Source organism: Ferrimonas aestuarii (genome assembly GCF_005116665.1).
GTDB lineage: Bacteria > Pseudomonadota > Gammaproteobacteria > Enterobacterales > Shewanellaceae > Ferrimonas > Ferrimonas aestuarii.
On the sequence record NZ_SWCJ01000017.1, the window covers coordinates 46,784 to 67,434 of the forward strand.

The 20,651-nt window shown below is 54.0% G+C and carries 17 protein-coding genes; 7 read left to right on the plus strand and 10 right to left on the minus strand.

The genetic code is table 11. The features are described 5' to 3' along the window. Positions 1 to 128 precede the first annotated feature (128 nt). Both FCL42_RS17260 and FCL42_RS17265 read left to right on the plus strand, forming a co-directional pair. Positions 129 to 500 (plus strand): diacylglycerol kinase, encoded by a 372-nt coding sequence (locus tag FCL42_RS17260; protein WP_136864680.1) that lies wholly within the window; start codon positions 129 to 131, stop codon positions 498 to 500. Positions 501 to 524: 24 nt separating this feature from the next. Next, the gene (locus FCL42_RS17265; RefSeq protein WP_136864681.1) at positions 525 to 2,537 is read left to right on the plus strand and encodes an LTA synthase family protein; all 2,013 of its coding nucleotides are present in this window, start codon (positions 525 to 527) and stop codon (positions 2,535 to 2,537) included. Between the two features lie 14 nt (positions 2,538 to 2,551). Here FCL42_RS17265 and FCL42_RS17270 read toward each other — a convergent pair whose 3' ends face one another. Continuing rightward, positions 2,552 to 3,568 carry an AraC family transcriptional regulator gene (locus FCL42_RS17270; protein ID WP_136864682.1) on the minus strand — a complete coding sequence of 339 codons (1,017 nt, stop codon included), beginning with the start codon at positions 3,566 to 3,568 and terminating at the stop codon, positions 2,552 to 2,554. Beyond that, positions 3,568 to 4,428 (minus strand): GGDEF domain-containing protein, encoded by an 861-nt coding sequence (locus FCL42_RS17275; protein WP_169308434.1) that lies wholly within the window; start codon positions 4,426 to 4,428, stop codon positions 3,568 to 3,570. Before FCL42_RS17275 ends, FCL42_RS17270 begins: the two co-directional genes overlap by 1 nt. Positions 4,429 to 4,736: 308 nt before the next feature. On the opposite strand from FCL42_RS17275, the gene FCL42_RS17280 reads away from it, so the two are divergent. Continuing rightward, positions 4,737 to 7,481, plus strand: a complete 2,745-nt coding sequence (locus FCL42_RS17280) for a TonB-dependent receptor (protein ID WP_136864684.1) — start codon at positions 4,737 to 4,739, stop codon at positions 7,479 to 7,481. Between the two features lie 8 nt (positions 7,482 to 7,489). Beyond that, positions 7,490 to 9,307, plus strand: coding sequence for a phytase (locus FCL42_RS17285; RefSeq protein WP_136864685.1), 1,818 nt, complete (start codon positions 7,490 to 7,492; stop codon positions 9,305 to 9,307). Here FCL42_RS17285 and FCL42_RS17290 read toward each other — a convergent pair. The 3 genes from FCL42_RS17290 to FCL42_RS17300 all read right to left on the minus strand — a co-directional run bounded on the left by FCL42_RS17290 (position 9,304) and on the right by FCL42_RS17300 (position 11,601). Then, a complete protein-coding gene (locus FCL42_RS17290) occupies positions 9,304 to 10,539 on the minus strand; it encodes a 4Fe-4S binding protein (protein WP_136864686.1) in 1,236 nt (411 codons plus the stop codon). The two genes, FCL42_RS17285 and FCL42_RS17290, sit on opposite strands and share 4 nt — an antisense overlap. A gap of 196 nt (positions 10,540 to 10,735) precedes the next feature. Next, entirely contained in the window at positions 10,736 to 11,368 is a 633-nt protein-coding gene (locus FCL42_RS17295) for a DUF2959 domain-containing protein (protein WP_136864687.1), read from the minus strand. Positions 11,369 to 11,379: 11 nt separating this feature from the next. Beyond that, complete coding sequence (locus FCL42_RS17300; protein WP_136864688.1) at positions 11,380 to 11,601, minus strand: hypothetical protein; 222 nt, start codon at positions 11,599 to 11,601, stop codon at positions 11,380 to 11,382. A 120-nt stretch (positions 11,602 to 11,721) separates the two neighbouring features. On the opposite strand from FCL42_RS17300, the gene FCL42_RS17305 reads away from it, so the two are divergent. Next, positions 11,722 to 12,645, plus strand: coding sequence for a virulence factor BrkB family protein (locus FCL42_RS17305; RefSeq protein ID WP_136864689.1), 924 nt, complete (start codon positions 11,722 to 11,724; stop codon positions 12,643 to 12,645). Then, on the plus strand, positions 12,645 to 13,082 hold the full coding sequence (gene dtd / locus FCL42_RS17310; RefSeq protein WP_136864690.1) for a D-aminoacyl-tRNA deacylase: 438 nt from the start codon (positions 12,645 to 12,647) through the stop codon (positions 13,080 to 13,082). Before FCL42_RS17305 ends, dtd begins: the two co-directional genes overlap by 1 nt. 70 nt (positions 13,083 to 13,152) lie before the next feature. Here the strand turns inward: dtd and rluF are convergent, their stop codons facing one another. Next, complete coding sequence (gene rluF / locus FCL42_RS17315) at positions 13,153 to 14,223, minus strand: 23S rRNA pseudouridine(2604) synthase RluF (protein ID WP_229359897.1); 1,071 nt, start codon at positions 14,221 to 14,223, stop codon at positions 13,153 to 13,155. Positions 14,224 to 14,340: 117 nt separating this feature from the next. After that, complete coding sequence (locus FCL42_RS17320) at positions 14,341 to 15,207, minus strand: chemotaxis protein (protein ID WP_136864692.1); 867 nt, start codon at positions 15,205 to 15,207, stop codon at positions 14,341 to 14,343. 167 nt (positions 15,208 to 15,374) lie between these two features. Between FCL42_RS17320 and FCL42_RS17325 the strand changes: the two genes are divergently transcribed. After that, complete coding sequence (locus FCL42_RS17325) at positions 15,375 to 15,794, plus strand: GNAT family N-acetyltransferase (protein WP_169308435.1); 420 nt, start codon at positions 15,375 to 15,377, stop codon at positions 15,792 to 15,794. Positions 15,795 to 15,847: 53 nt separating this feature from the next. On the opposite strand, the gene FCL42_RS17330 is transcribed toward FCL42_RS17325, so the two are convergent. The 3 genes from FCL42_RS17330 to FCL42_RS17340 form a co-directional block, all read right to left on the minus strand. Further along, positions 15,848 to 16,726 (minus strand): DUF3014 domain-containing protein, encoded by an 879-nt coding sequence (locus tag FCL42_RS17330; RefSeq protein ID WP_136864694.1) that lies wholly within the window; start codon positions 16,724 to 16,726, stop codon positions 15,848 to 15,850. 61 nt (positions 16,727 to 16,787) lie between these two features. Continuing rightward, entirely contained in the window at positions 16,788 to 18,863 is a 2,076-nt protein-coding gene (recG, locus tag FCL42_RS17335) for an ATP-dependent DNA helicase RecG (protein WP_169308436.1), read from the minus strand. A 107-nt stretch (positions 18,864 to 18,970) separates the two neighbouring features. Beyond that, positions 18,971 to 20,626, minus strand: coding sequence for an AMP-binding protein (locus tag FCL42_RS17340; RefSeq protein WP_136864696.1), 1,656 nt, complete (start codon positions 20,624 to 20,626; stop codon positions 18,971 to 18,973). Between the last annotated feature and the right edge of the window lie 25 nt (positions 20,627 to 20,651).

A 20,651-nucleotide genomic window follows, 5' to 3' on the forward strand; every position in this document is an offset into this window, starting at 1 on the left:
CTTACCCATAAAGAGTTCATTTCCCGTCACTTGCCGCTGCTGACGTCAGCTTACACCCGCTTACAAGTGTCGCTCGTTGCCGTTGTTACAGTGCTCGAACTTCAATCAGTTCAACACAGGTCATCAGCGTGAAATCCAATCAAACCGGCTTTGTCAGACTCATTTACGCCACTCGGTACTCCTGGTTAGGCCTACGGGCAGCCTGGAAAAGTGAAGCGGCTTTTCGACAGGAGTTGGTGGGCTTCTTGGTATTGGCGCCGGTTGCACTGTGGTTACCGGTAACTGGGCTGGACAAGTTGCTGCTGATTGGCGCTCTGGTGGCTGTGATTGTGGTGGAGCTACTCAACTCCGCCATCGAAGCGGTAGTCGATCGCATCGGTGATGAGTTTCATCCACTTTCAGGCCAAGCCAAAGACATGGGTTCGGCGGCGGTGTTATTGACCTTGTTGATGGCGATCGCCACCTGGCTTTTGGTGCTGATACCGCTCCTTTCTTTATAAAACCACTACTCGATGGAAGACACTATGTTTGAGACTCTGCGTCGGCGGATGGGGCTGTTGTATCCCATCGTTTGTGCTTTTGGGGTGGCGTTGTTGGTGATGACGCTGTCTCGAGCCGGATTGGCTCTGTGGCAGGCGGAGCGGGTAACCGCCGCCGATGGCTGGATGAACCTGCTGCTGAGTGGGTTGCGGGTGGATCTGTCTGCCTTGTGCTATCTGTTTATCTTGCCAGCTCTGTTGACGGTATTGCTGGCGGGGCACGGCCGCGTGGGCCGTGGCTATCTTACCGGGTTGAGAGTGTTCTTGGTGGTGGCCATCTGGTTTGTGGTGTTCATGGAGCTGGCGACACCCAGTTTTATTGTTGAGTATGACGTTCGGCCAAATCGGCTTTTTTATGAGTACCTTAAGTATCCACAAGAGGTGTTTGGCATGCTCTGGAGCGGCTACAAGTTGGAGCTGTTTATCGGGGTGATAGCCAGCAACCTAACGCTGTGGCTAGCGTGGCGCTGGAGCGGTCGCTGGACTCGAAATCTTACCTTGCCTCGCTGGTATTGGCGCCCGCTGTTGGCCCTGTTGGTGGTGGTGCTTGGTGTGGCGGGTGCGCGGTCATCTCTTGGGCATCGTCCTTTGAATCCGGCTTTGGTGGCCTACTCAACCGATCCGTTGATGAACGATCTGGTGCTGAACTCGGCCTATTCCATGATTTTTGCCATGAAGCAGGCTGAGTCAGAAGACAGCGCTTTTGATTACTACCCTGACATGAGCCATTCAGAGATTGTTTCTCGAGTGCGACAGGCTACCAACGTGTCAGAGTCGGATTTCATCTCCGATGCCTTTCCAACCTTGGCGAGCCATCAAGCCAGCTACACAGGTAAACCTAAGAACCTGGTGATTTTGCTGCAAGAGAGTTTGGGGGCTCGTTATGTGGGTGGCCTCGGTGGGCTGCCGTTGACGCCCAACTTGGATCAGTTGATGGCCGAGGGCTGGAACTTCAATCGCATGTATGCCACTGGAACCCGCTCAGTGAGGGGCATCGAAGCGGTGACTACCGGCTTTTCTCCCACCCCGGCTCGTGCCGTCGTGAAACTGAACGACAGCCAGCGAGACTTTTTCTCAATCGCCGATCTGTTGAAAAACCAGGGTTACCATACCCAGTTTATCTACGGTGGCGAGAGCCATTTCGACAACATGAAGAGCTTTTTCCTAGGGAACGGTTTTGTCGATATGCAGGATTTCCCGACCTTCGATACCTTGAATTTCGAAGGGGCTTGGGGTGCCTCTGATGAAGATCTATACATCAAGGCTCACCAACAGTTTACTCAACTGCATCAGCAAGGTAAGCCGTTCTTTAGCTTAGTATTTACCTCGTCAAATCACAGCCCTTTTGATTACCCAGAGGGCCGCATTGAACCCTACAACCAACCGGCACAAACTCGAGAAAACGCCGCCAAATATTCGGATTGGGCACTGGGTCAGTTCATGGCTAAGGCCAAAGCGTCCGAGTATTGGAAAGACACCCTGTTTGTGGTGGTCGCTGATCACGACTCTCGAACCTATGGCGATAAGCTGGTCCCCATTAACCACTTCCGGATTCCGGCGGTCATCGTTGGTGATGGGGTGGAAGCCAAACAGGACCACCGCCTCACCAGTCAGGTGGATCTGGCACCAACGCTGCTGTCGATGATGGGCATCAGTGGCGATCACCCCATGATTGGCCATGATCTCACCCAAGATGTGCCCAAACATAAGCTGCGGGCGATGATGCAGTTTTATAAAAACTTTGCTTGGATGAATGACGACAACGAGGTGGTTATCTACACCCCAGAGCACGCCGCTCGTGGCTATCGCTACGATGCCGAATCGGCACAGCTAACGCCGGTGGCGTTGCCTCAGCCGATGCTGCGCACGGCGCTGGCCAATGCGCTTTGGGGATCCTTGGCTTACTACCAAGGCCTCTATCCCGGAGTCGACAAACAGTCTCGAGTTGCTCAACGGGCAGAGCAGGGTGGTGCTGGAAAAGGACGCAGTGCACCTTAGAGCTAGGCGGGGAGTCAATTGTGGATCAGCTGGCTAGGCAGAAACCCGGTCCAGCGTTTGAAGGAGCGGCGGAAGTTACCGACGTCAGCAAACTGCAGCTTGTGGGCGATGTCGCGATTACAGGCACCCTCTTTAGTGAGCAGATACAGCGCCTGATTCAATCGAGCCTGATCTTGCAGCTTTTGGTAGCTGGTGTGATGTTGACTGAGGCGACGTTTGAGGGTGGCGGGGCTGGTTTGCAGATGTAGTGCCATCTCAGGCAAGGTTAATCCTGGCTGCTGATAGAGGCGGTGGCGGATGGTGGCGGGCAGTCCATGGCGCAATGGTTGTTGGGTTAGGGCGCGCCGCGTCTGTTGCCAAGCCAGTTGGTAGGCGGTGGCATCAGCCATGGGCAAGGGCCGTGATAACGCCTGGCGACTGAGACTGAGCTTAAAGGCGGGGAACTCGAACTGCAGCTGCCCTCCTAAATACTTGTCATATTGGTGCCAGTGGTTGGGGCGTCGATGGGGAAAACCAAATTGCCAGTCTACACTGGCTAGCCCTAGGCGCTTAAGGGTTGCGGTTAAGCTGGCGCAGCACAGCTCCATCAGCAGTGGCGCGATCGGCTCCAACCCAAGGTCGATGTTGATCAGCCAGTGCTCGGTGTCATCACAGCGCCAGTGACGCAGGTTGAGCCAAGGTTGAGTCAACCAGTGATAGCGATGCCATAACGCCAGTGCGTGGCCCAGAGTGGGCGCGCACACTAGGCCATTGGTCAGCGGTCCACTTTGGCTCCCTAACCAGTGCTGAGCCAGTGCAAAGGCCAGATCCGGCCCAGGCCACATCTGCTGGGCTCGTAACAGCAGTTTGAGCAGTTGCTCGCTGCTGATGGCGGCGCCAGCTTCAATGTCGGTGGCGAACAGCTTGGTACCGCGAAGCAACTGTTCTTGATCCAACCCCCGTTGTTGGAATAGCTGCAACAGGGTTGCGGGCAGCAGCTGGCTGTCGATGCATTTGCTTTGAAAGCCAGCAATGCGGCGCAGAGAGGTCATCAGGCGGCTTGCTCAGACAGCTTTTGTTGCTGCAGTTGCTGGTTGAGCTGTTGCAGCAGTATTTGAGGAGAGTGCCGCCTGCCTTGGTGATTGAGTTGCTCGAACCGAGTTGCCACTCCCAGTTGGGCTAACTGTTGCTGCAGATGTTCACCCCAGCTGGTGGCCAGTTTAGGCTGGCAATAGGGCATTAGCACCACGAATTGGTCGCCGGCGTAGCGGCATACCATGTCGCAACTGCGTACCTGTTCGGCCAGCAGTTGCGCCACCAAGGTTAGACGACGATCCCCTTCGGACCAGCCTTGGTTATCATTCAAATGTTGTAGGTCGATGAGATCGAACATCAGCAAGCTGAACTGAGAGCCCATGCGCTCGGCTAGCTGCCGCTCTAACGCACGGGCGTCATTGAGTGCGGTGGTCATGTCGATCAGTTGATGGTCCCGCAAAAACTGCTCTCGGGTTTGCAGTTGGTGATTCACCATCTGCTGCTCTTTGCGCCAGATTGCTAATCCCCAGGTCAGGCTCATCAAACCCAGAGGCGTGGCCCCTTTCTCTACTAAGGCGTACCACAGCCCAACGGGTTCAGTGATAAACAGCTCATCCAATACGTCCAGCAAACAGCCGCAACTGAATGCCAACAGGCCGGTGAGCAGCAGCTGGGTGGCTTTGCCTTTAGGCCGAGCCAGAGTGACGATCAGATACCAGCCAGCAGATAACAGCAGCAGTGACAATTCACTGCCGAAATCAAACCAGTCGACCGCATCGGCGGTTTTCCACTGGGCTTGAGCCGCGGTCAGAATGATCAAGATGACGATGGCAAATCCATATAGGCTCATCGCGGAATATCGTTGTTTAAGTTGCATTTTCATCCCTCTTCTGGGGCCAAAAATTACGCGGTGCTCATGACACTTCTGTGACAAATCCAGAGGTGGATGGGGTTGGTGGGGGGCAAATTGGCTCACCGCGTTAGTGGCAAGTTTCCAAAAAGCGCCATGTGGTGAGTAACCCCCCGTAATACCGTACTGTTTGGAGGGGCAATTAAGCTCAGTTGGAGAGTAAAACCATTGATATTGGGTTGTTTTCGCTTAGTGGCTGGCGCGGTCGTCATCGAACTGTCACGGAGGCTACCTAGTTTGCCCAGCAAACGCTAACTCATATCAAAGGAACGATCATGTTTAGATTCAGGGCTGGGCTTTCCCCACTTCTCTTGGCGATGGCGGCCACCGGCTTTGCCTCCCCATCTTGGTCCGCCGGTCGTATCGACGGCATCATTAAAGACGCCGACAGTCAGTTGCCACTTCAGGGGGCCATTGTTCGCATTGAGGAGTTGCAGCTGGAGCAGTCTGCCGCCCGAGATGGTCGCTTTAACTTCCCTCAGGTTGAGGCGGGAGATTACACCCTGACCGTCAGTTATCTGGGGGCCAAGCCGCAGCAACTTAAGGTGACGGTTCTGGATGACAAAGTGGCTTCCGCTCAAATTGATCTCACCGGTTTGACTGAGCGCATCGAAGTGCTTGGTCAACGGGGCAGTCTAAGCCGCTCTTTGAACCAACAGCGCGCTGCCGACAACTTGGTGAGTGTGGTCAGCGCCGATGCCATTGGTCAGTTCCCGGATACCAACGTCAGTGAAGCGCTGCAGCGAGTACCTGGGGTGTCCATTGAGCGAGATCAGGGCGAAGGTCGCTTCGTACGAGTTCGCGGCATGGCTCCGGATTACAACGCCGTCTCCATGAACGGTGCGCGCTTGCCTGCGCCGGAAGACGATCGCCGGGCGGTAGCGCTGGACGTGATTCCATCGGATCTGCTGGAAACCTTGGAGGTCACTAAAACATTGACCCCAGATATGGACGCCGACTCTCTAGGCGGCGCCATCGAGGTGAAGAGTCTGTCTGCATTTGACCGTGATGACACCTACGTCAACATGAGCGCCGAAGGCAGCTACGACAGCCTCACCGAAAATACCAACCCAAAACTGGCGGCCAGCTACAGTGATCGTTTCAATGACGACACCTTAGGGGTGGCGTTGGCGGCCAGTTGGTACGACCGCGATTTTGGCTCGGATAACGTTGAGACTGGCGGCAAGTGGGATTTTGATGAGTCGCCAGCGCTGCTGGAAGAAGCGGAGCAGCGGGACTATCAGATCAGCCGAGAGCGCATTGGTTTGGGGGCTAACTTCGATTATCGCCCAAGTGACGACGTGGATTTTTTCCTGCGTACGCTCTACAGCGATTACAACGATGACGAAGTGCGTAATGCCAATGTGATTGAGTGGGCTGACCCCATCGCCAGTGGCGACAGTACGGATGCTGAAGTGGCTCGGGAGCTAAAACAGCGTACCGAGGAGCAGTCTATCTATTCTGCCGTGCTCGGCGGCCAGTGGCGCCCAGAACTGTGGACGCTGGATTATCAGGCCAGTTGGAGCCAAGCCAAGGCGGATAAACCTCGTTACATCGATGGTGCCAAGTTTGAAGGTGAGTTTGAAAATATTGGCTTTACTGACACCGAAACCCCCCACATCAGCGCACCGGATGCTTTTTTTGATGCCAGCGAGTATGAGCTAGACAAAGTTGAGCTAGGGGAGAATCACACCGAAGACACGGTGATCAGTGCCAAGGTGGACTTTACCCGTGATCTGTCTTTGCGAGATAACCCTGCCGAAATCAAGTTTGGTGGCAAGTACTCCACCCGAGAGAAGACCGCCGATGAGACCGTCTGGGTCTATGAAGATTTTGAAGATCAGGGCATTAGTGGTGACGATCTCAACATGAGCCATTTCGCTGGCGGCGAAGTGGATTACAACCTAGGCCGTTTTGGTCCCAGCATCCAAGCCGCCGGTATCTGGAACCTGGTCAATGGCCTGAGCAGCGACGATGCGCTGGATGAGGTGGAGTCCACCATCAACGACTATCGGATCGATGAAGACCTGATGGCCGCTTATCTCATGGGCACCATGGACATTGGCGAGCTTCGAGTTCTTGGTGGCGTGCGCTACGAGCGATTGGAGCGTGACACCAAAGGTTATGGTTACAACGACATTGAAGAGCGTTTTGATCCCATCAGCACCAGCAGCGATAACGATCACTGGCTGCCAAGCTTGCACTTCAAGTACAGCCTGTCTGACAAAACTCAGCTACGTGCTTCTTGGAGCAACACCCTAGTTCGCCCAACCTTCGGCCAGTTGGCCCCGGGATTCTTCATTGAAGAGGACGATGGCGACATGGAGGCCAGCTTCGGTAACCCCAACCTTGAGCCGTTGGAGTCGATGAACTGGGACATCGGCATCGAGCACTACCTTGGTGGCGTGGGCGTACTGTCGGCCAACCTCTACTACAAAGACATTAAAAACTTCATCTACGAAGCAGATTTAGGCGGCTATGGTGCCTACACCGACTTTAACAAGGCGCAAACCTTCATTAACGGTGATGACGCCTACATCTACGGCGCTGAACTGGCTTACGTGCAGGAGTTCACCTTCCTACCGGATCCATTCAAAGGCCTGCTGTTTAGCACTAACTTCACCTTGAGCGATTCCGAAGCCACCATCGATTGGTTCGATGATGATCAGTTGATGAGCCGCGACATCCCGCTGCCGAGTCAGTCTGAGCTGACCGCCAACGCCTCTCTGGGTTATGAAAACAGCTACGTCAGTCTGCGCCTGTCGGCGGCTTATAAGTCGGAATACCTCGTGGAGGTGGACTCCCTCGACGACGCCAACCATGACATCTACGAAGATGAGCACCTGCAGTGGGACTTTGTCGCCAAAGGCTTTATCACCAGTGACGTTATCGTTTACTTCAAGGCCATCAACCTGACGGACGAGCCGTTCTATACCTACACCGGCAATCGTAGCTACAACGCTCAATATGAAGAGTACGGTCGCACCTTCCAGCTTGGCATTCAGTACAACAATTTCTAGGAGAAAAAATGAAAACAATAATAACCATGCTAGCGGTCAGCGGCCTATTCTCAGCCTCCGTTGTGGCCGAATCCTTGGCCACAGAACTTGCCCCTGATGCCAGTGGCAGCCAAGCCGCGCCTTGGGGCGTTGATGCCGCTCAGGGGTGGCTGATGGCCAGCGCTTCCAACGGCTTACTTTGGCAACAGGATAAGCAGCTGCGCACTCTGGTCGAGGGGCATTTTGAGCAACTGGCGGTACATGGCGATCTGGCGCTGACCATCGATGTCATTAGTGATCAGGTGCAGCCGGTGGCGCTGTCGAAAGGCAAGGCCACTAAGTTGTCGCCTCTGCCGCTGCGGGATTTTCAGGTGCAGTGGCTGTGTTTGCAGCCCCGTGCTGCGGATAATGGCCTTTATGCCTGGTTAGGGAGCGAAGATGGCCGAGCAGAGCAGTGGCTGCTGCAGATGGATGGTCAGTGGCAGCCACAGATGGTGCGCACCTTGTCACTGCCGCCGGAAGCCGCTGGCTGTGCCGTGGATGCGGTTGCCGAAACCCTGTATGTGGCGGATCCAAGTCTGGGCGTTTGGGCCTACCCAGCATCCCCATTTGCCCCTTTTGAGCGTGAATTGGCGCTGGCATCGGAAGATGGCATCACCGGCGTGGCAGTCTCTCCACAGGGACAGCTGCTGGCATTGACCGAGTCTGGACGGGTGCTGTCCAAAGCCGGGGACATAGGTGCAGGTTTTAGTGGTGGTGAAATGGAGGCGTTGGCGGTGTCTACATCGACCATGGTGGCCTATGACGACGAGCATGATCGCTATCGCCTGAGCCCATTTTCCCCTCTTAAACTAGACGCTAAACAAGGGGATGTTATCCCTGAAGTGCCCGCTTGGGTAGAGAGCGACATCGCCGATCGCCCAGGGGATACCATGGACGATCCTGCTATTTGGGTGCACCCAACTCAGCCTGAACTGAGCCGAGTGATCGGCACCAACAAGCGTTGGGGGCTGCTCAGCTTCGACATGCAGGGCAATCAGCTGCAGGGCTTGGCCGTGGGGAAGGTCAATAACGTGGATCTGCGCCAAGGGGTGATGCTGGGCGGAAAGCTGCGTGATATCGGTGTGGCTAGCAACCGTGATGTGGATGGGTTAACCCTGTTTGAGGTAAGTGCGGAAGGCGAAATGACGCTGCTGCCTCCTCAGCCGACGACGCTCAAGGAGATCTACGGTTTGTGCTTGGCACAGCCCGGGAAAGACCGACTGCAGGTGTTTGCCAATGATAAGAGCGGCCGCGTCGAGCAGTTGGACTTAGTGTGGGATGGTACTGGCCTGAAAGCGGAACCCTTAGGGGAGTTTAGCGTGCCAAGCCAGCCAGAAGGCTGTGTGGTGGATGACAAAGCGCAGCGCCTGTTCCTCGGTGAAGAGGACCAAGGCATCTGGGTGTTCGACCTAAGCTCTGGGGTGGCTAAAGATGGCAAGCTCATCGCAAACATCGGTGGTACGAATGGCGAGTTTCTCCACGACGACGTGGAAGGACTGGCTCTGTATCACGGCGATGAGCCTTACTTGGTGGTGTCCAGTCAGGGTAATGACAGCTACCTGTTGTATCAGGCCGAGCCTCCTTACGCTTACCAAGGGCGTTTTCGCATCGGCATCAATGCCAAGTTAGGGATTGATGGCAGCGCGGAAACCGATGGGCTTGCGGTGACCAGCAAAGCCGTAGGCTCAGGCCCTTGGGCTAAGGGAATGGTGGTCGTGCAAGATGGCCGCAACCGTCTTCCAGACGCCTACCACAACTTCAAATGGGTGCCGTGGCAGGCGGTGCTGCAAACCCTTAAGGATTAATCCCAAGTCGGCAGCAGTGGAATGCTGTCGAGCAGTGGAATCATGGCTTGGCGCAGCGCCTCTGGTGTTGCGCTTTGCCAGTATCCGGTTAGGTAAGACAGCAGGGGCACTGAGGTAACGAAGAACAGCAAGGTCAGCAGTAGGACTTTAGCACTGACCGGATACCGATGCTGCGGCAAAGACAGTGTTAGGGCCCCCGCTTTTGGGCAGGCCTGAGCGCAGCGGTGGCAGGCGTGGCAGTCCGGTGCTCGAACGGTTTCAATCTCCTGAACGGGGATGTTGTTCGGGCAAGCTTGCTGGCATTTGCGGCAATCTTTGTCATCGGTGCTGCGTAGACATAAGGCCTTGTTACGACGAATCTTAAATGGGCTGGCCAACGAGACGATGCCCATCAGTGCGCCGTAGGGGCAGACATAGTGGCAAAAAGCGTAACGCTTGATGGTACTCAATACCACCATTGCTGCGATGAACAGCGCGCCAATGACGCCAGGCTGAGTCATGTGATGCCACATGGCTAAGTCCGCCATGATGTGCTTTTCACTTTCCAGATATGGAACCAGCTTATCGCCGGGAATGGAGAAGATCAGGTGACCCAGCCACAGCAGGAACAGGTACTTAAACCCACGCAGAACCTGGTCGGCTTTAGCGGGGATGGTTTTGCCTTTCCAGCGGTGTTTGAAGCGACGATACAGGGTTTCAGACAGGAAACCGATGCCACACACCCAACTGCAAAATGCTCGCTTGGTGAGCAGAGCAGAGACCACCAGTGTCAGAAACATCACCACCGCAGAGGGGTGAGCCATGTCCACTAGGCCTTGTTCAATCCAAGCGCGTATCGCCACCCCCGCCGAGATAGGAATGTAGATATCCACGATGCTTGGCCGGGTGATCCACAGACTACTGTCTTGGATCTGCTGATTGTACAAGGCGTATTGAATGGCGATGATGATCAGGGCAATGGCAAAACCGTTCTGGCTTAATTCCCGAAGATGATCAAAGCGGTGATAGCTGAAATTGGGTTGGCGGCGGTTGGGAATGATCCAACGGCCGGCACAGAGTACGGCGATGAAACTGATGGCAGCAATCACCAACAGCGGATCGTGGGCTAGCACTAAACCGATGACGGCCGAGACAAAGGCCGCGAAGGCGCCTAATGCTCGGCTAAGAGAAAACAGGATACTGAGTGCTGCGGCTACCCCGGTTAGCAACACCAGAGATTCGAAGATCGACATCGGCCTACCATGGAATTAAACGAGGTGGCAATTATCTCAGCCTTGCTAAGGGCTGACAGTCGAACATGTTCGGAATTTAGACCGAGTTAACACTTTGGTCCGGCGAGAAATAGTTTTCTTACCAAAGGTCACACTATGGAATCGCAGCCGGATTCAACCCTTCTGAAGCAGGCTTCAGAAGGGAGAAAAATCAAATTCAGTTACCTAATGCTTGGATAAATTGATCCGATTCGGCAATGGCCGAATTCATCTCTTTGATTAAGGTTTGCACTTCCCGTTTTAGGCCATCAAATTCGTTGCCGATGGCCATGACGGCTTTGGCATTGAGGTTGTGTTTTAGGTACAGCTCATTGTCTTTGAGCTTGGCCAAGATGGGATCCATTTTATCCGCTGCTCGGTTCATGCTTTGCAGCATGGAGCGGTATTGACGTTGGGTAGCACTCAATTGCTTTTGGCTGTCGCGGCGCAGATTCGCAGATTGATACTGCTCTAGCTCATCTTGCCATTCGACAAACAGCGCCTGCGCAACATCATCAATGGCGTCGATGCGGCTGCGAACCTCATTGGCCGCCTCTTCGGAGGCTAAGTATTCACTGCGAACGTCATCGTAGACCGCTTCTAGATCGCCACCATCAAAGCTCACCAAGGTTTGTAGTTGCTCGAGCGCAGAGCTGAACTGCTCTTGGGCATCCTCTTGGCTCTCCTGAGCGTCTTCCACCCTGTCGGTAAGAATCTCTCGCTTGTGATAGCCAACTTGTTCCATTGCTGAGTAGTAGGCGGACTGACATCCTCCTAAAACTAAGGTAAACGCTAACAGGAGATACTTCATGGTGATCCTCTCTATTTATATTTAGCGGCGTCGATGATGCACCATACGTGCACAGGCACCACGATCAGATAGGGAATAAATAGCAACCACGGGCCGATGGCATAGCCCACGCCAATGAAAACGAAAAATAGCAGTGCAGCCAGAATTCGTCCTTGAACCAGTTGTCCTAGCCCTGGGATGAAAAAACTGCAGATGGCGGCGATGACGTTACCCGCTGACCCTTGTCCAGACATGGTGGCTTTCTCCAAAAATCTCGGTTAATAATTGCTTAAGCTAACCCGAAGAAGCCAACTATCTCAATACTCTAGTTGCTCATGGTATCATTTGCTTAACATTTTCTTGGTTGGTGCATTATGAGTCGACTTCAACAGGCTCAGCTGCGGCTGAAACAGTTTCCTTGGCATAACATTCCTGCGTTTTTGCGTTTTTTGGTAAAGCGTAGCGGCGAAAACCGTTTGCAGGTGACGTCTGGCTATCTGGCCTACATGAGCTTGCTGTCGCTGGTGCCGCTGCTGGCGGTGGTGTTATCGATCTTTTCCGCTTTTCCGGGCTTTACTGGATTAAAGTCGCAGATTGAGCAGTTCGTTTACACCAACTTTGTGCCCACGGCTGGCGATGTGGTGCAGCAGTATCTAGGGGAGTTTGTCGACAATGCCTCCAAGATGACCGCTTTTGGAGTGGTGTTTCTGGCGGTAGTGGCATTGGCGCTGATCTCCGCCATCGATAAGGCGCTCAATCAGATTTGGCGCATTAAGCAGCGCCGCCGTTTGGTGTACTCCTTTTCCATGTATTGGATGATCCTGACTCTGGGGCCAATTCTCATTGGTGCCAGCATCGCCACCACCTCATATCTGGTGTCGATGGAGCTCATTAGCCAAGTCGGCTTAGACACTGTGGTGCCGATGTTTGTGGCCAAATTGCCGTTTTTCTTAAGTGTGCTGGCGTTTGTGATGATCTACGCCTTGGTGCCGAATACGCAGGTTAGGCTGCACCATGCTTTGGCTGGTGCGGTGGTGGCGGCATTGCTGTTTGAAGCCGGTAAGAAAGGCTTCGCTTGGTACATTACGACTTTCCCCTCCTATGAGGCAATCTACGGCGCTCTCGCGGTGATTCCTATCCTGTTTGTGTGGGTCTATCTGTCGTGGATGATTCTGCTACTTGGCGCCGAGGTGACGGCGTCGTTACCGGAGTTTTTCTCCCGCTCAGCAGGGGAAAACAGCGGCTTGCGCTCCTTAGAGGATGACGGCACACTGGGCGGTCAATCTAAGGGGGAGTAATGATAGCGTTAATTCAACGGGTGTCCGCAGCCAAAGTTGAGGTGGACAATCAGGTAATAGGCCAGATCGACGCAGGCCTATTGGTGTTACTGGGCGTTGAGCAGAAAGACGATTCCGAATCGCTGCGAAAGCTGGCCGATAAAGTAATGAAATACCGCATTTTTAGCGATGAAGAGGGCAAGATGAACCTCAACGTTCGCGATGCAGGCGGTAAGTTGCTGGTGGTGAGTCAGTTTACGCTGGCTGCCGATACCGGCCGAGGATTACGCCCAAGCTTCTCCGGCGCCGGTAAGCCGGATCAGGCCAAGGCACTCTACCTGGAGTTTGTGGAGTATTGTCGCAGCACCGGTATGGAAGTAGAGACCGGCGAGTTTGCGGCAGACATGCAGGTGTCACTGACCAACGATGGCCCCGTGACCTTCCATCTGCAGGTTTAGAGATTAAAAACAACGCCGCCCAGCGATGGCTGGGCGGCGTTTTTGATTCTGGCTTATACCGTCTATGGCATTACTTCGGCTTGCGCTTCAGGGTTAGCGTGTTGCCACTGACCGGTTTGGGTTTAGGCTCAGCCTTAGGTTTGTTGGGGTTGTCCACGAACACCTTTTTCTTCTTTGGTGCTTCGCTTTCTGGTTTGCGTCTCAAGCGTGGGCTATCGCTGCGTTCAGAGCGATCATAACGACCGTGATTGTCCTCTCTTGGCTTGCGCTTAGGTTCACCGCGTTCGTTGGGGCGCTCTAGGGCACCTCGACCTTCCCCTTGGCCACTCGGTCGGCGCGGATTGCCGGAACGGGGTTTGATCGGTCGCGCCAGTTTGAAGGTGCCGTTTTGTTTTGGTTGAGCCGTGTCGGTGGCGGTTTTGCTGGAGCCGGCGACGGCGGCATTGATCTCAGCCATCTCTTGCTCGGTCAGATTACGCCACTGTCCGGACTTGAGACCGGTGAGATCCACATTCATGATGCGGATGCGCTTTAGGGCTTTGACGTCATAACCTAGATATTCGCACATGCGGCGAATTTGGCGGTTCAGGCCCTGAGTCAGGATAATGCGGAACTGATATTTACTCACAAGGCTAACGCGACACGGCTGGGTCACTGTGCCGAGAATGGGTACCCCTGATGCCATTTTGGACAGGAAACGTTCGCTGACTGGCTGATCGACGGTGACTTCATACTCTTTGTCGTGGGCATTTTCAGCCCGCAGAATCTTGTTGACGATGTCACCATCACTGGTGAGAAAGATCAGTCCTTCTGAGGGCTTATCCAGTCGACCGATAGGGAAGATTCGGCGCTTGTGGCCGATGGCATCGATGATGTTGCCTTTGACGTCACGCTCAGTGGTACAGGTGATGCCAATGGGCTTGTTGTACGCGATGTAGATGCGATCGGATTTATTGGCGGCACTGGCTTTGATGGGCTTACCATCCACCTCAACACAATCACCGGGCTGAACTTTGGTGCCTAACTCCGGCAGTTGACCATTGATGGTCACGCGCTGTTGCTCGATGAGTTTGTCGGCTTCTCTGCGAGAGCAGAACCCGGATTCACTAATAAATTTGTTGAGGCGTTTTTCGCTGGTCACACTGATTACCCAATTGCCAAAATAAGAACACCCCAGAGACGCAGGCCAATGGGGTGTGTCTGAGTATACCAGTTCTGCCTTCAGGGCTTAACTTTTGTAAGCCTAGATCAACCGACCTTAATAGTTGGCACCACGGGCGATGGCGGCCAGCAGGGCTTCAGGGTCAAATTTACACAGACCCTCGTTGGCGCCACTGGTTTGGGTGTAGCGTCGGCATACGTCGCTGTTTAGGGAGGTATGCAGAATGATGTAGGTTTCTTTTAGGCAGGCTTCGCCACGGACCGTGGTGGCCAACTGGTAGCCATCGAGTTCCGGCATCTCGATGTCAGACACCAGAATTTGGATCGGTTCACCGATGTTGGCTTGTTCCTGCAATTTCTCCAGTGCTGCCTTACCGTGGGGAGCACTGTGATAATCGATGCCGTGCTCTTCCAGCACGCTGGCAAGCTGCCGGCGGGCAAATCGAGAGTCATCACAGATGAGAATGCGTTGACTGCGGATCTGCTCTAGGGTGTCGGGATTAAGAATAAACTCATCGCTCTGACGAGTTGGCAGGTTAACGGTTTCTGCCAAAATACGCTCTAAATCGAGCACCTGTACTAGATCTTTCTCGCGGCGAATCACGCCGGCGCTGTAGCTCGATGTGCCAAGGGCTCTAGGCATGGCTGCTACGTCGCTACTGTTGCAGTAGTGGATGGTATCGATACCGGTTACCAGCAAGCCGTAGAGGCTGCCTTGAAGTTCACACACCACAATCTGCTTGCACTCTTCATTTGGCATGCCGATGGCGGCAGCTAGATCGACGACGGAGAGTGTGGTGCCGCGCAGGGGCATGGTGCCGACGATGCAGGGGTGACTGCCGGGAATCTGGTTGAGGCTCTTTAGGGTTACGATTTCACGCACTTTCAGTGTAGTGATGGCAAAGGCGCGCTTTGGACCAAGGGTGAATACTAGAAACTCTTGGCGATTATCATTTTGTGACATTGGGTAACCCTAAATTTTCACGATCATTTTGTTATATCGTCCACGGTAGGCAAACACTTAAGCGAAAGTTAACCCGCATTGTGCCAGCCACTTGCATCAGTCTACCTGTGATAGGCTATAAAAATCTTTGCTTTATGTCAGATGTGGGTAGAAAAATGCGCTGTATTATGCCAAATGACCATGAGTATCGAAAAGGACTCCACCTGAGGTACCAAATTCTGCGTCAGCCTTGGGGCCAACCTGTTGGCAGCGAGTTGGATGAGATAGAGAGCGAGTCTTGGCATAAGGTGATAATTACTGAACAGGGTGAGGTGGTTGGCAGTGGTCGTTTGCATCGAGTAGACACTTACACAGGTCAGATTCGTTACATGGCCATTGCGGAAAGTTGTCAGGGGCAGGGCTTAGGTCGAGTGCTGTTAGCAGGTTTAGAGCAGCAAGCGGTTGAACTTGGGATGAATGAGGTGATGTTGCAATCCCGTGAGAACCAGACTGGTTTTTACGTCAAGTTAGGCTACCAAGATGTGGGCGCCGGGCATACGCTATTTGGATCGATAGCCCACCGAAAAATGGTCAAAGTATTGGGTTAAAAAAACGCCTCGCGATGGCGAGGCGTTTTTGCATTTGAAGCCGTGATATTGACTCAGTCGTTCATTGCGGCACGGAAGCGGCGTAGAGTGGACTTCAGCTTGCGGGCGTTATCTGGGCCCATGCGCAGCATCATCTTTTCTACGTCGGTCAGTGATTGCAGGTCCTCATCACGATACTCGTAGTTCACCGAGTAGCTCTCTAAAGCCAATGCCGTATCCAGTTCTGGTGCCGACAAAATCAGATCGATGGCGTCATCCAGACGGTTACGGAAGCTGTCTTCATAACCCAGCTCTGAGTAGGCTTCTTCAAACAGTGGTTCCAGCAACAGGAAGGTGTCACGTAGCGCACGTTCATCTAAGCGATACAGGAAGCTGGTGTAAGCGTCGTATCGGTGATGACCATCAGGGTCTAGATACAGCTGTCCGCTGACCTCAACGGCCTTGAACGGCTCTGACAGAGGCTTGAATGGGCCCTGCTTACGCAGTACTTCACCTTGAGCTAAGTTATCCACCAAGCTAACAAAGCGGCGAACTAGGCTGTCTGGGATCAGGAACTGCCCCAGCTGCATGCCATCAGCCAACGAGTTAAGTTGTGCTTTAGCAAAGTCGTCAGACTCAGACAGTCGAGGCAACTCAACGGCGGGTTCAACGGGTTCAGGGGTTGGCTCCGGTTCTACGGTTACCTCAGGCTCTGGCTCAGGTGGAAGCAATGGCTCTGGTTCCGGTTCAACCACGGGCTCGGTAGGAAGTGGCTCGGAAGGCACCTCAACTATGGGTTCAATGACGGGTTCGATCGGCGCAATGTTGGCCTGGGGTTTTTCCGGCTCATTGGCAAGATAGAACCAAGCGCCAATGCTCACCAATATTACGACGGCAACACCTGCCATCAGTACGGTATTGGGGCGGGAACTGTCGCTTTGGTTTTGATTCATCTTGGTCTATTAACTCCTGTGACGACCTGAATCTCCATTGTGCAAAATTCGGTCGCTCTGTCTAGGCTTGGCTGTAAATCTCTCGACCTTTCAGCCATCTGTCGATTAAAGGTTGTACATATTGTGGATGGTGCAGCATCAAATGCTGCGCTAAATTCTTAACTTGAGGTATTAATCCGCCATCACGAACCAGATCGGCAATCTTCAGATCCGCCAACCCTGTCTGTTTGGTTCCCAGTACCTCTCCTGGACCTCGAATCTCGAGATCTCGCTGGGCAATCACAAAACCGTCGTTACTCTCCCTGAGCACGCCGATACGCGCTTGAGCGGTTTTTGACAGCGGCGCGTGGTAAAGCAATACGCAGTGACTGGCGGTACTGCCTCGGCCTACGCGGCCACGCAACTGGTGCAGTTGTGCGAGGCCTAAGCGTTCCGGGTTTTCGATCACCATTAAGCTGGCATTGGGGACGTCCACCCCAACCTCGATGACCGTGGTGGCCACCAAAAGATCCAGCTCTCCAGCTTTAAACTGTTGCATAACCTGCTGTTTGTCAGCGGGTTTCATGCGTCCATGTACTAATCCGACCTTAAGATCGGGAAGTTGTTCCGTCAATTCTACCGCCGTGTCTTCAGCGGCTTGGCATTGCAATACTTCCGACTCATCAATCAGGGTACACACCCAGTAGGCTTGGCGTTTGTCTTCTAGGCAAGCCTGACGAACTCGCTCAATAACTTGAGCGCGACGGTTATCACCAATGGCGACAGTGGTTACGGGTGTTCTTCCTGGTGGCAGCTCGTCGATGATGGAGGTGTCCAGATCCGCATAAGCGGTCATCGCAAGCGTACGCGGAATCGGCGTTGCCGTCATGATCAGCTGATGTGGGTAGTTGCCGTCTTTAAAGCCTTTTTCTCGCAGCTCTAGCCGTTGATGCACCCCGAATCGGTGCTGTTCATCGATGATGATCAGGGCAAGGTGGTCGAAGCTGACCTGCTCCTGGAAAATCGCGTGGGTTCCGACGATCATCTTAGCGCTACCATCGGCCACTTTGGCAAGGGTTTGCTCTCGAGCTTTCCCCTTGAGTTTGCCTGCGAGCCAAGCTACCGGAAAGCCGAGTGGCTCAAGCCAGTTGGCAAAGGCGATGGCGTGCTGCTCGGCCAGCAGCTCAGTTGGTGCCATTAAGGCAACCTGCCGACCTTCGCTGAGGCCGGTGAGTGCCGCCAGTGCCGCAACCAGGGTTTTTCCTGAGCCTACGTCCCCTTGAACCAGTCGCATCATCGGCTGATGGTTAGCCAGATCGGTGCGAATCTCCTGCACTACGCGCTGCTGTGCGCCCGTTGGTGAAAACGGCAATGAGCTGAGAAATTGGGTTTCCAGTTCGGGATTTATCCGTTGGGGCAGAGCCTGGTGTTTGTCGGCGGTTTGCCTCAATTGCAGCATGGAGAGGTTTTGAGCCACCAACTCTTCCATGGCTAAGCGTTGTTGCGCTGGGTGTTGGCCCTGGGCAAGCAGTTCGGTGTCGGCATCAGCTGGCGGTTGATGCACGGTCAGCAGGGCTTGCTCCATGGTGAGCTGGTGGTCGTACAGTCCAGGAGGCAACAATTCCGGCACCCGAGCGCTTTTCAGTCGTTCAATGGCTTGTTCGCACAGTTTTCTTAGACTGAGCTGTTTCAACCCTTCGGTCGTTGGGTAAACCGGGGTCAGTCGCTCTTCCAGTGCAACTGGTTGGTCTTCCAAGAGCAGGTTGTACTCGGGATGGATAATCTCGAGGCCATGAAGTCCACGGCGAATTTCGCCAAAGGCTCGAATCCGCTTTCCTGCCTGCAGAGCGTTTTTCTGCGCGGCTGCGAAGTTAAAGAACCTCAACGTGAGGCCTCCAGTGGCGTCCATCACCTTTACGGTGAGCATTCTCTTGCGACCATAGCTGACATTGGAAGACAGGATTTCGGCATCAATGGTGCCGTGAATGCCGGGGAGCAGTTGAGCAATTGGCCATACCTTGGTGCGGTCTTCGTAGCGCAGGGGCAGATGGAACAGCAGATCCTGTACCGATTCAACGCCAATTTTGGCGAGCTTTTCTGCGACTTTACTACCCACTCCTTTGAGGGAGGTGACGGGTAGAGCGGAGAGATCCGTCAAGGCATTATCCAAAAGTACTGTAAATATGATCAGATAATAGCAGTGATTTAGAAAGGAATCAGCCCCTTAACGGGGCTGATACGTGAGGGATTTTAGCTGGCGGCTTGTTAATTTAGTTGCTGCTCCCAAACAACCTGATCGCCACGCATGCCACCGATCTTTTCGCTGTACTTGGCTTCGAGCACATGGCGTTTGATCTTCAGGGTTGGCGTAAGCACGTCGTTATCCACGGTCCATGGCTCATCGGTGATTAAGACACCGCCAAGGGTTGCGTGGCTCTCCATGGAGGCGCTGACCTCGGCGCAGGTCTTTGCCAGAGACGCTTCCACTTCGGCTTTGGGCAGGCCATGGGCACCCTCGGCAAGTTGAACCAGCGCCACGGGATAGGGTTGCCCGGAGCCAATAACGCACACCAGTTCAATGTTGTTGTTCTGCGCCAATCGACGCTCAATGGGCACTGGGGCAACGAACTTGCCCTTGGCGGTCTTGAAGTTGTCTTTGACGCGGCCAGTAATGCATAGGTAGCCATCGTCGTCGATGGCACCTTGGTCACCGGTGCGGAAAAAGCCATCTTCGGTAAGAGCTTCGGCGGTGGCCTCTGGGCGTTTGTAGTACTCTTTGAACAGTCCTGGGCTTCTAAATAGAAGCTCATTATTTTCGCCAATCTTTAGCTCAACGTCGGTGCCTGGCGCGCCGACGGTGCCGATCTTGTCTTGTCTGAATGGGAAGTTCAGGGTGGCGTAAGCCGCGTTTTCTGTCATTCCCCAGGCTTCGGTGATTTTCATGCCGATGCGGCCATACCAGTGCAGCAATGCGGGCGACACCGGTGCGGAGCCACAGCCGAGGATTCGAGCGCTGTTGAGGCCGAGTTGCTTGCGGATTTTGCGTGCCACCAAGCTGCCGACTACGGGAACGCTCAGCAGTAGATTAAGTTTGCTTTCACCCACTTTGGCGATGATGTTTTTCTGGAACAGGGTCCACAATCTAGGGACCGACAGGAAGAAGTTGGGGTTGGCCACTTGGACGTCTTCAACGAAGGTGTCTAGGCTCTCCACAAAATACACGGTGCCGCCGCCAACAATGGAGCTGCCAAAGATGTAGGCACGCTCAGTAATGTGGGCCAGTGGCAGATAGGAGATGACACGATCTTGAGGGGTACCGCCGAGATGCTGGGCGATGCGATGGGCTGCCCAACTAAATGCGCCGTAGGTCATGACCGCGCCTTTGGGATTACCGGTTGAGCCCGAAGTGTAGATGATGGTCATGATGTCATCATCGGCTGGATACTGGGACTCAAAGGGTTCTGCCAGCTCCAGCAGTTGTTGCCAGTGATACTGGCATGGCATGTGGTCGTGGCCCATGCTGAGGCGGCTGACTTCGCCACCAATGCCGGATTCTTGGCTGGCGGGGTCGTCCAACTTACCAATGAAAATTGCTTTAGCTTCTGAGTGCTGCAGTACGTATTTGATGGTGTCGGCGTTGGCGGTAGGGTAGATGGGCACGCTGATAAAGCCACCAACCATCAGGGCAAAGTCCACCATGAACCATTCGGCACAGTTCTTAGAGAGGATGGCAATTTTATCGCCTTTCTCAAAACCTAACTTGTAGAGTGCGCCTGCCAGACGGTGCGCCATTTGGTGCACTTGAGTCCAGCTGTAGTCGTTCAGTTGGCGATCGATTGGTTGACGCAGGTAGGTTTTCTCTCCTTGAACCCGTGCCCAGTCATCCAGCAGCTCTACTGGACTTTTGAATACCTCAGTCATCGTCTTCTCCCACGTGATTGTCGTT

Bases quoted from the DNA above. Each gene is read 5' to 3' on its own strand.
- FCL42_RS17265 (WP_136864681.1), top strand. From the start codon at position 525: ATGTTTGAGACTCTGCGTCGGCGGATGGGGCTGTTGTATCCCATCGTT.
- FCL42_RS17270 (WP_136864682.1), bottom strand. From the start codon at position 3,568: ATGACCTCTCTGCGCCGCATTGCTGGCTTTCAAAGCAAATGCATCGAC.
- FCL42_RS17275 (WP_169308434.1), bottom strand. From the start codon at position 4,428: ATGCAACTTAAACAACGATATTCCGCGATGAGCCTATATGGATTTGCC.
- FCL42_RS17280 (WP_136864684.1), top strand. From the start codon at position 4,737: ATGTTTAGATTCAGGGCTGGGCTTTCCCCACTTCTCTTGGCGATGGCG.
- FCL42_RS17285 (WP_136864685.1), top strand. From the start codon at position 7,490: ATGAAAACAATAATAACCATGCTAGCGGTCAGCGGCCTATTCTCAGCC.
- FCL42_RS17290 (WP_136864686.1), bottom strand. From the start codon at position 10,539: ATGTCGATCTTCGAATCTCTGGTGTTGCTAACCGGGGTAGCCGCAGCA.
- FCL42_RS17295 (WP_136864687.1), bottom strand. From the start codon at position 11,368: ATGAAGTATCTCCTGTTAGCGTTTACCTTAGTTTTAGGAGGATGTCAG.
- FCL42_RS17300 (WP_136864688.1), bottom strand. From the start codon at position 11,601: ATGTCTGGACAAGGGTCAGCGGGTAACGTCATCGCCGCCATCTGCAGT.
- FCL42_RS17305 (WP_136864689.1), top strand. From the start codon at position 11,722: ATGAGTCGACTTCAACAGGCTCAGCTGCGGCTGAAACAGTTTCCTTGG.
- dtd (WP_136864690.1), top strand. From the start codon at position 12,645: ATGATAGCGTTAATTCAACGGGTGTCCGCAGCCAAAGTTGAGGTGGAC.
- FCL42_RS17320 (WP_136864692.1), bottom strand. From the start codon at position 15,207: ATGTCACAAAATGATAATCGCCAAGAGTTTCTAGTATTCACCCTTGGT.
- FCL42_RS17325 (WP_169308435.1), top strand. From the start codon at position 15,375: ATGCCAAATGACCATGAGTATCGAAAAGGACTCCACCTGAGGTACCAA.
- FCL42_RS17330 (WP_136864694.1), bottom strand. From the start codon at position 16,726: ATGAATCAAAACCAAAGCGACAGTTCCCGCCCCAATACCGTACTGATG.
- FCL42_RS17340 (WP_136864696.1), bottom strand. From the start codon at position 20,626: ATGACTGAGGTATTCAAAAGTCCAGTAGAGCTGCTGGATGACTGGGCA.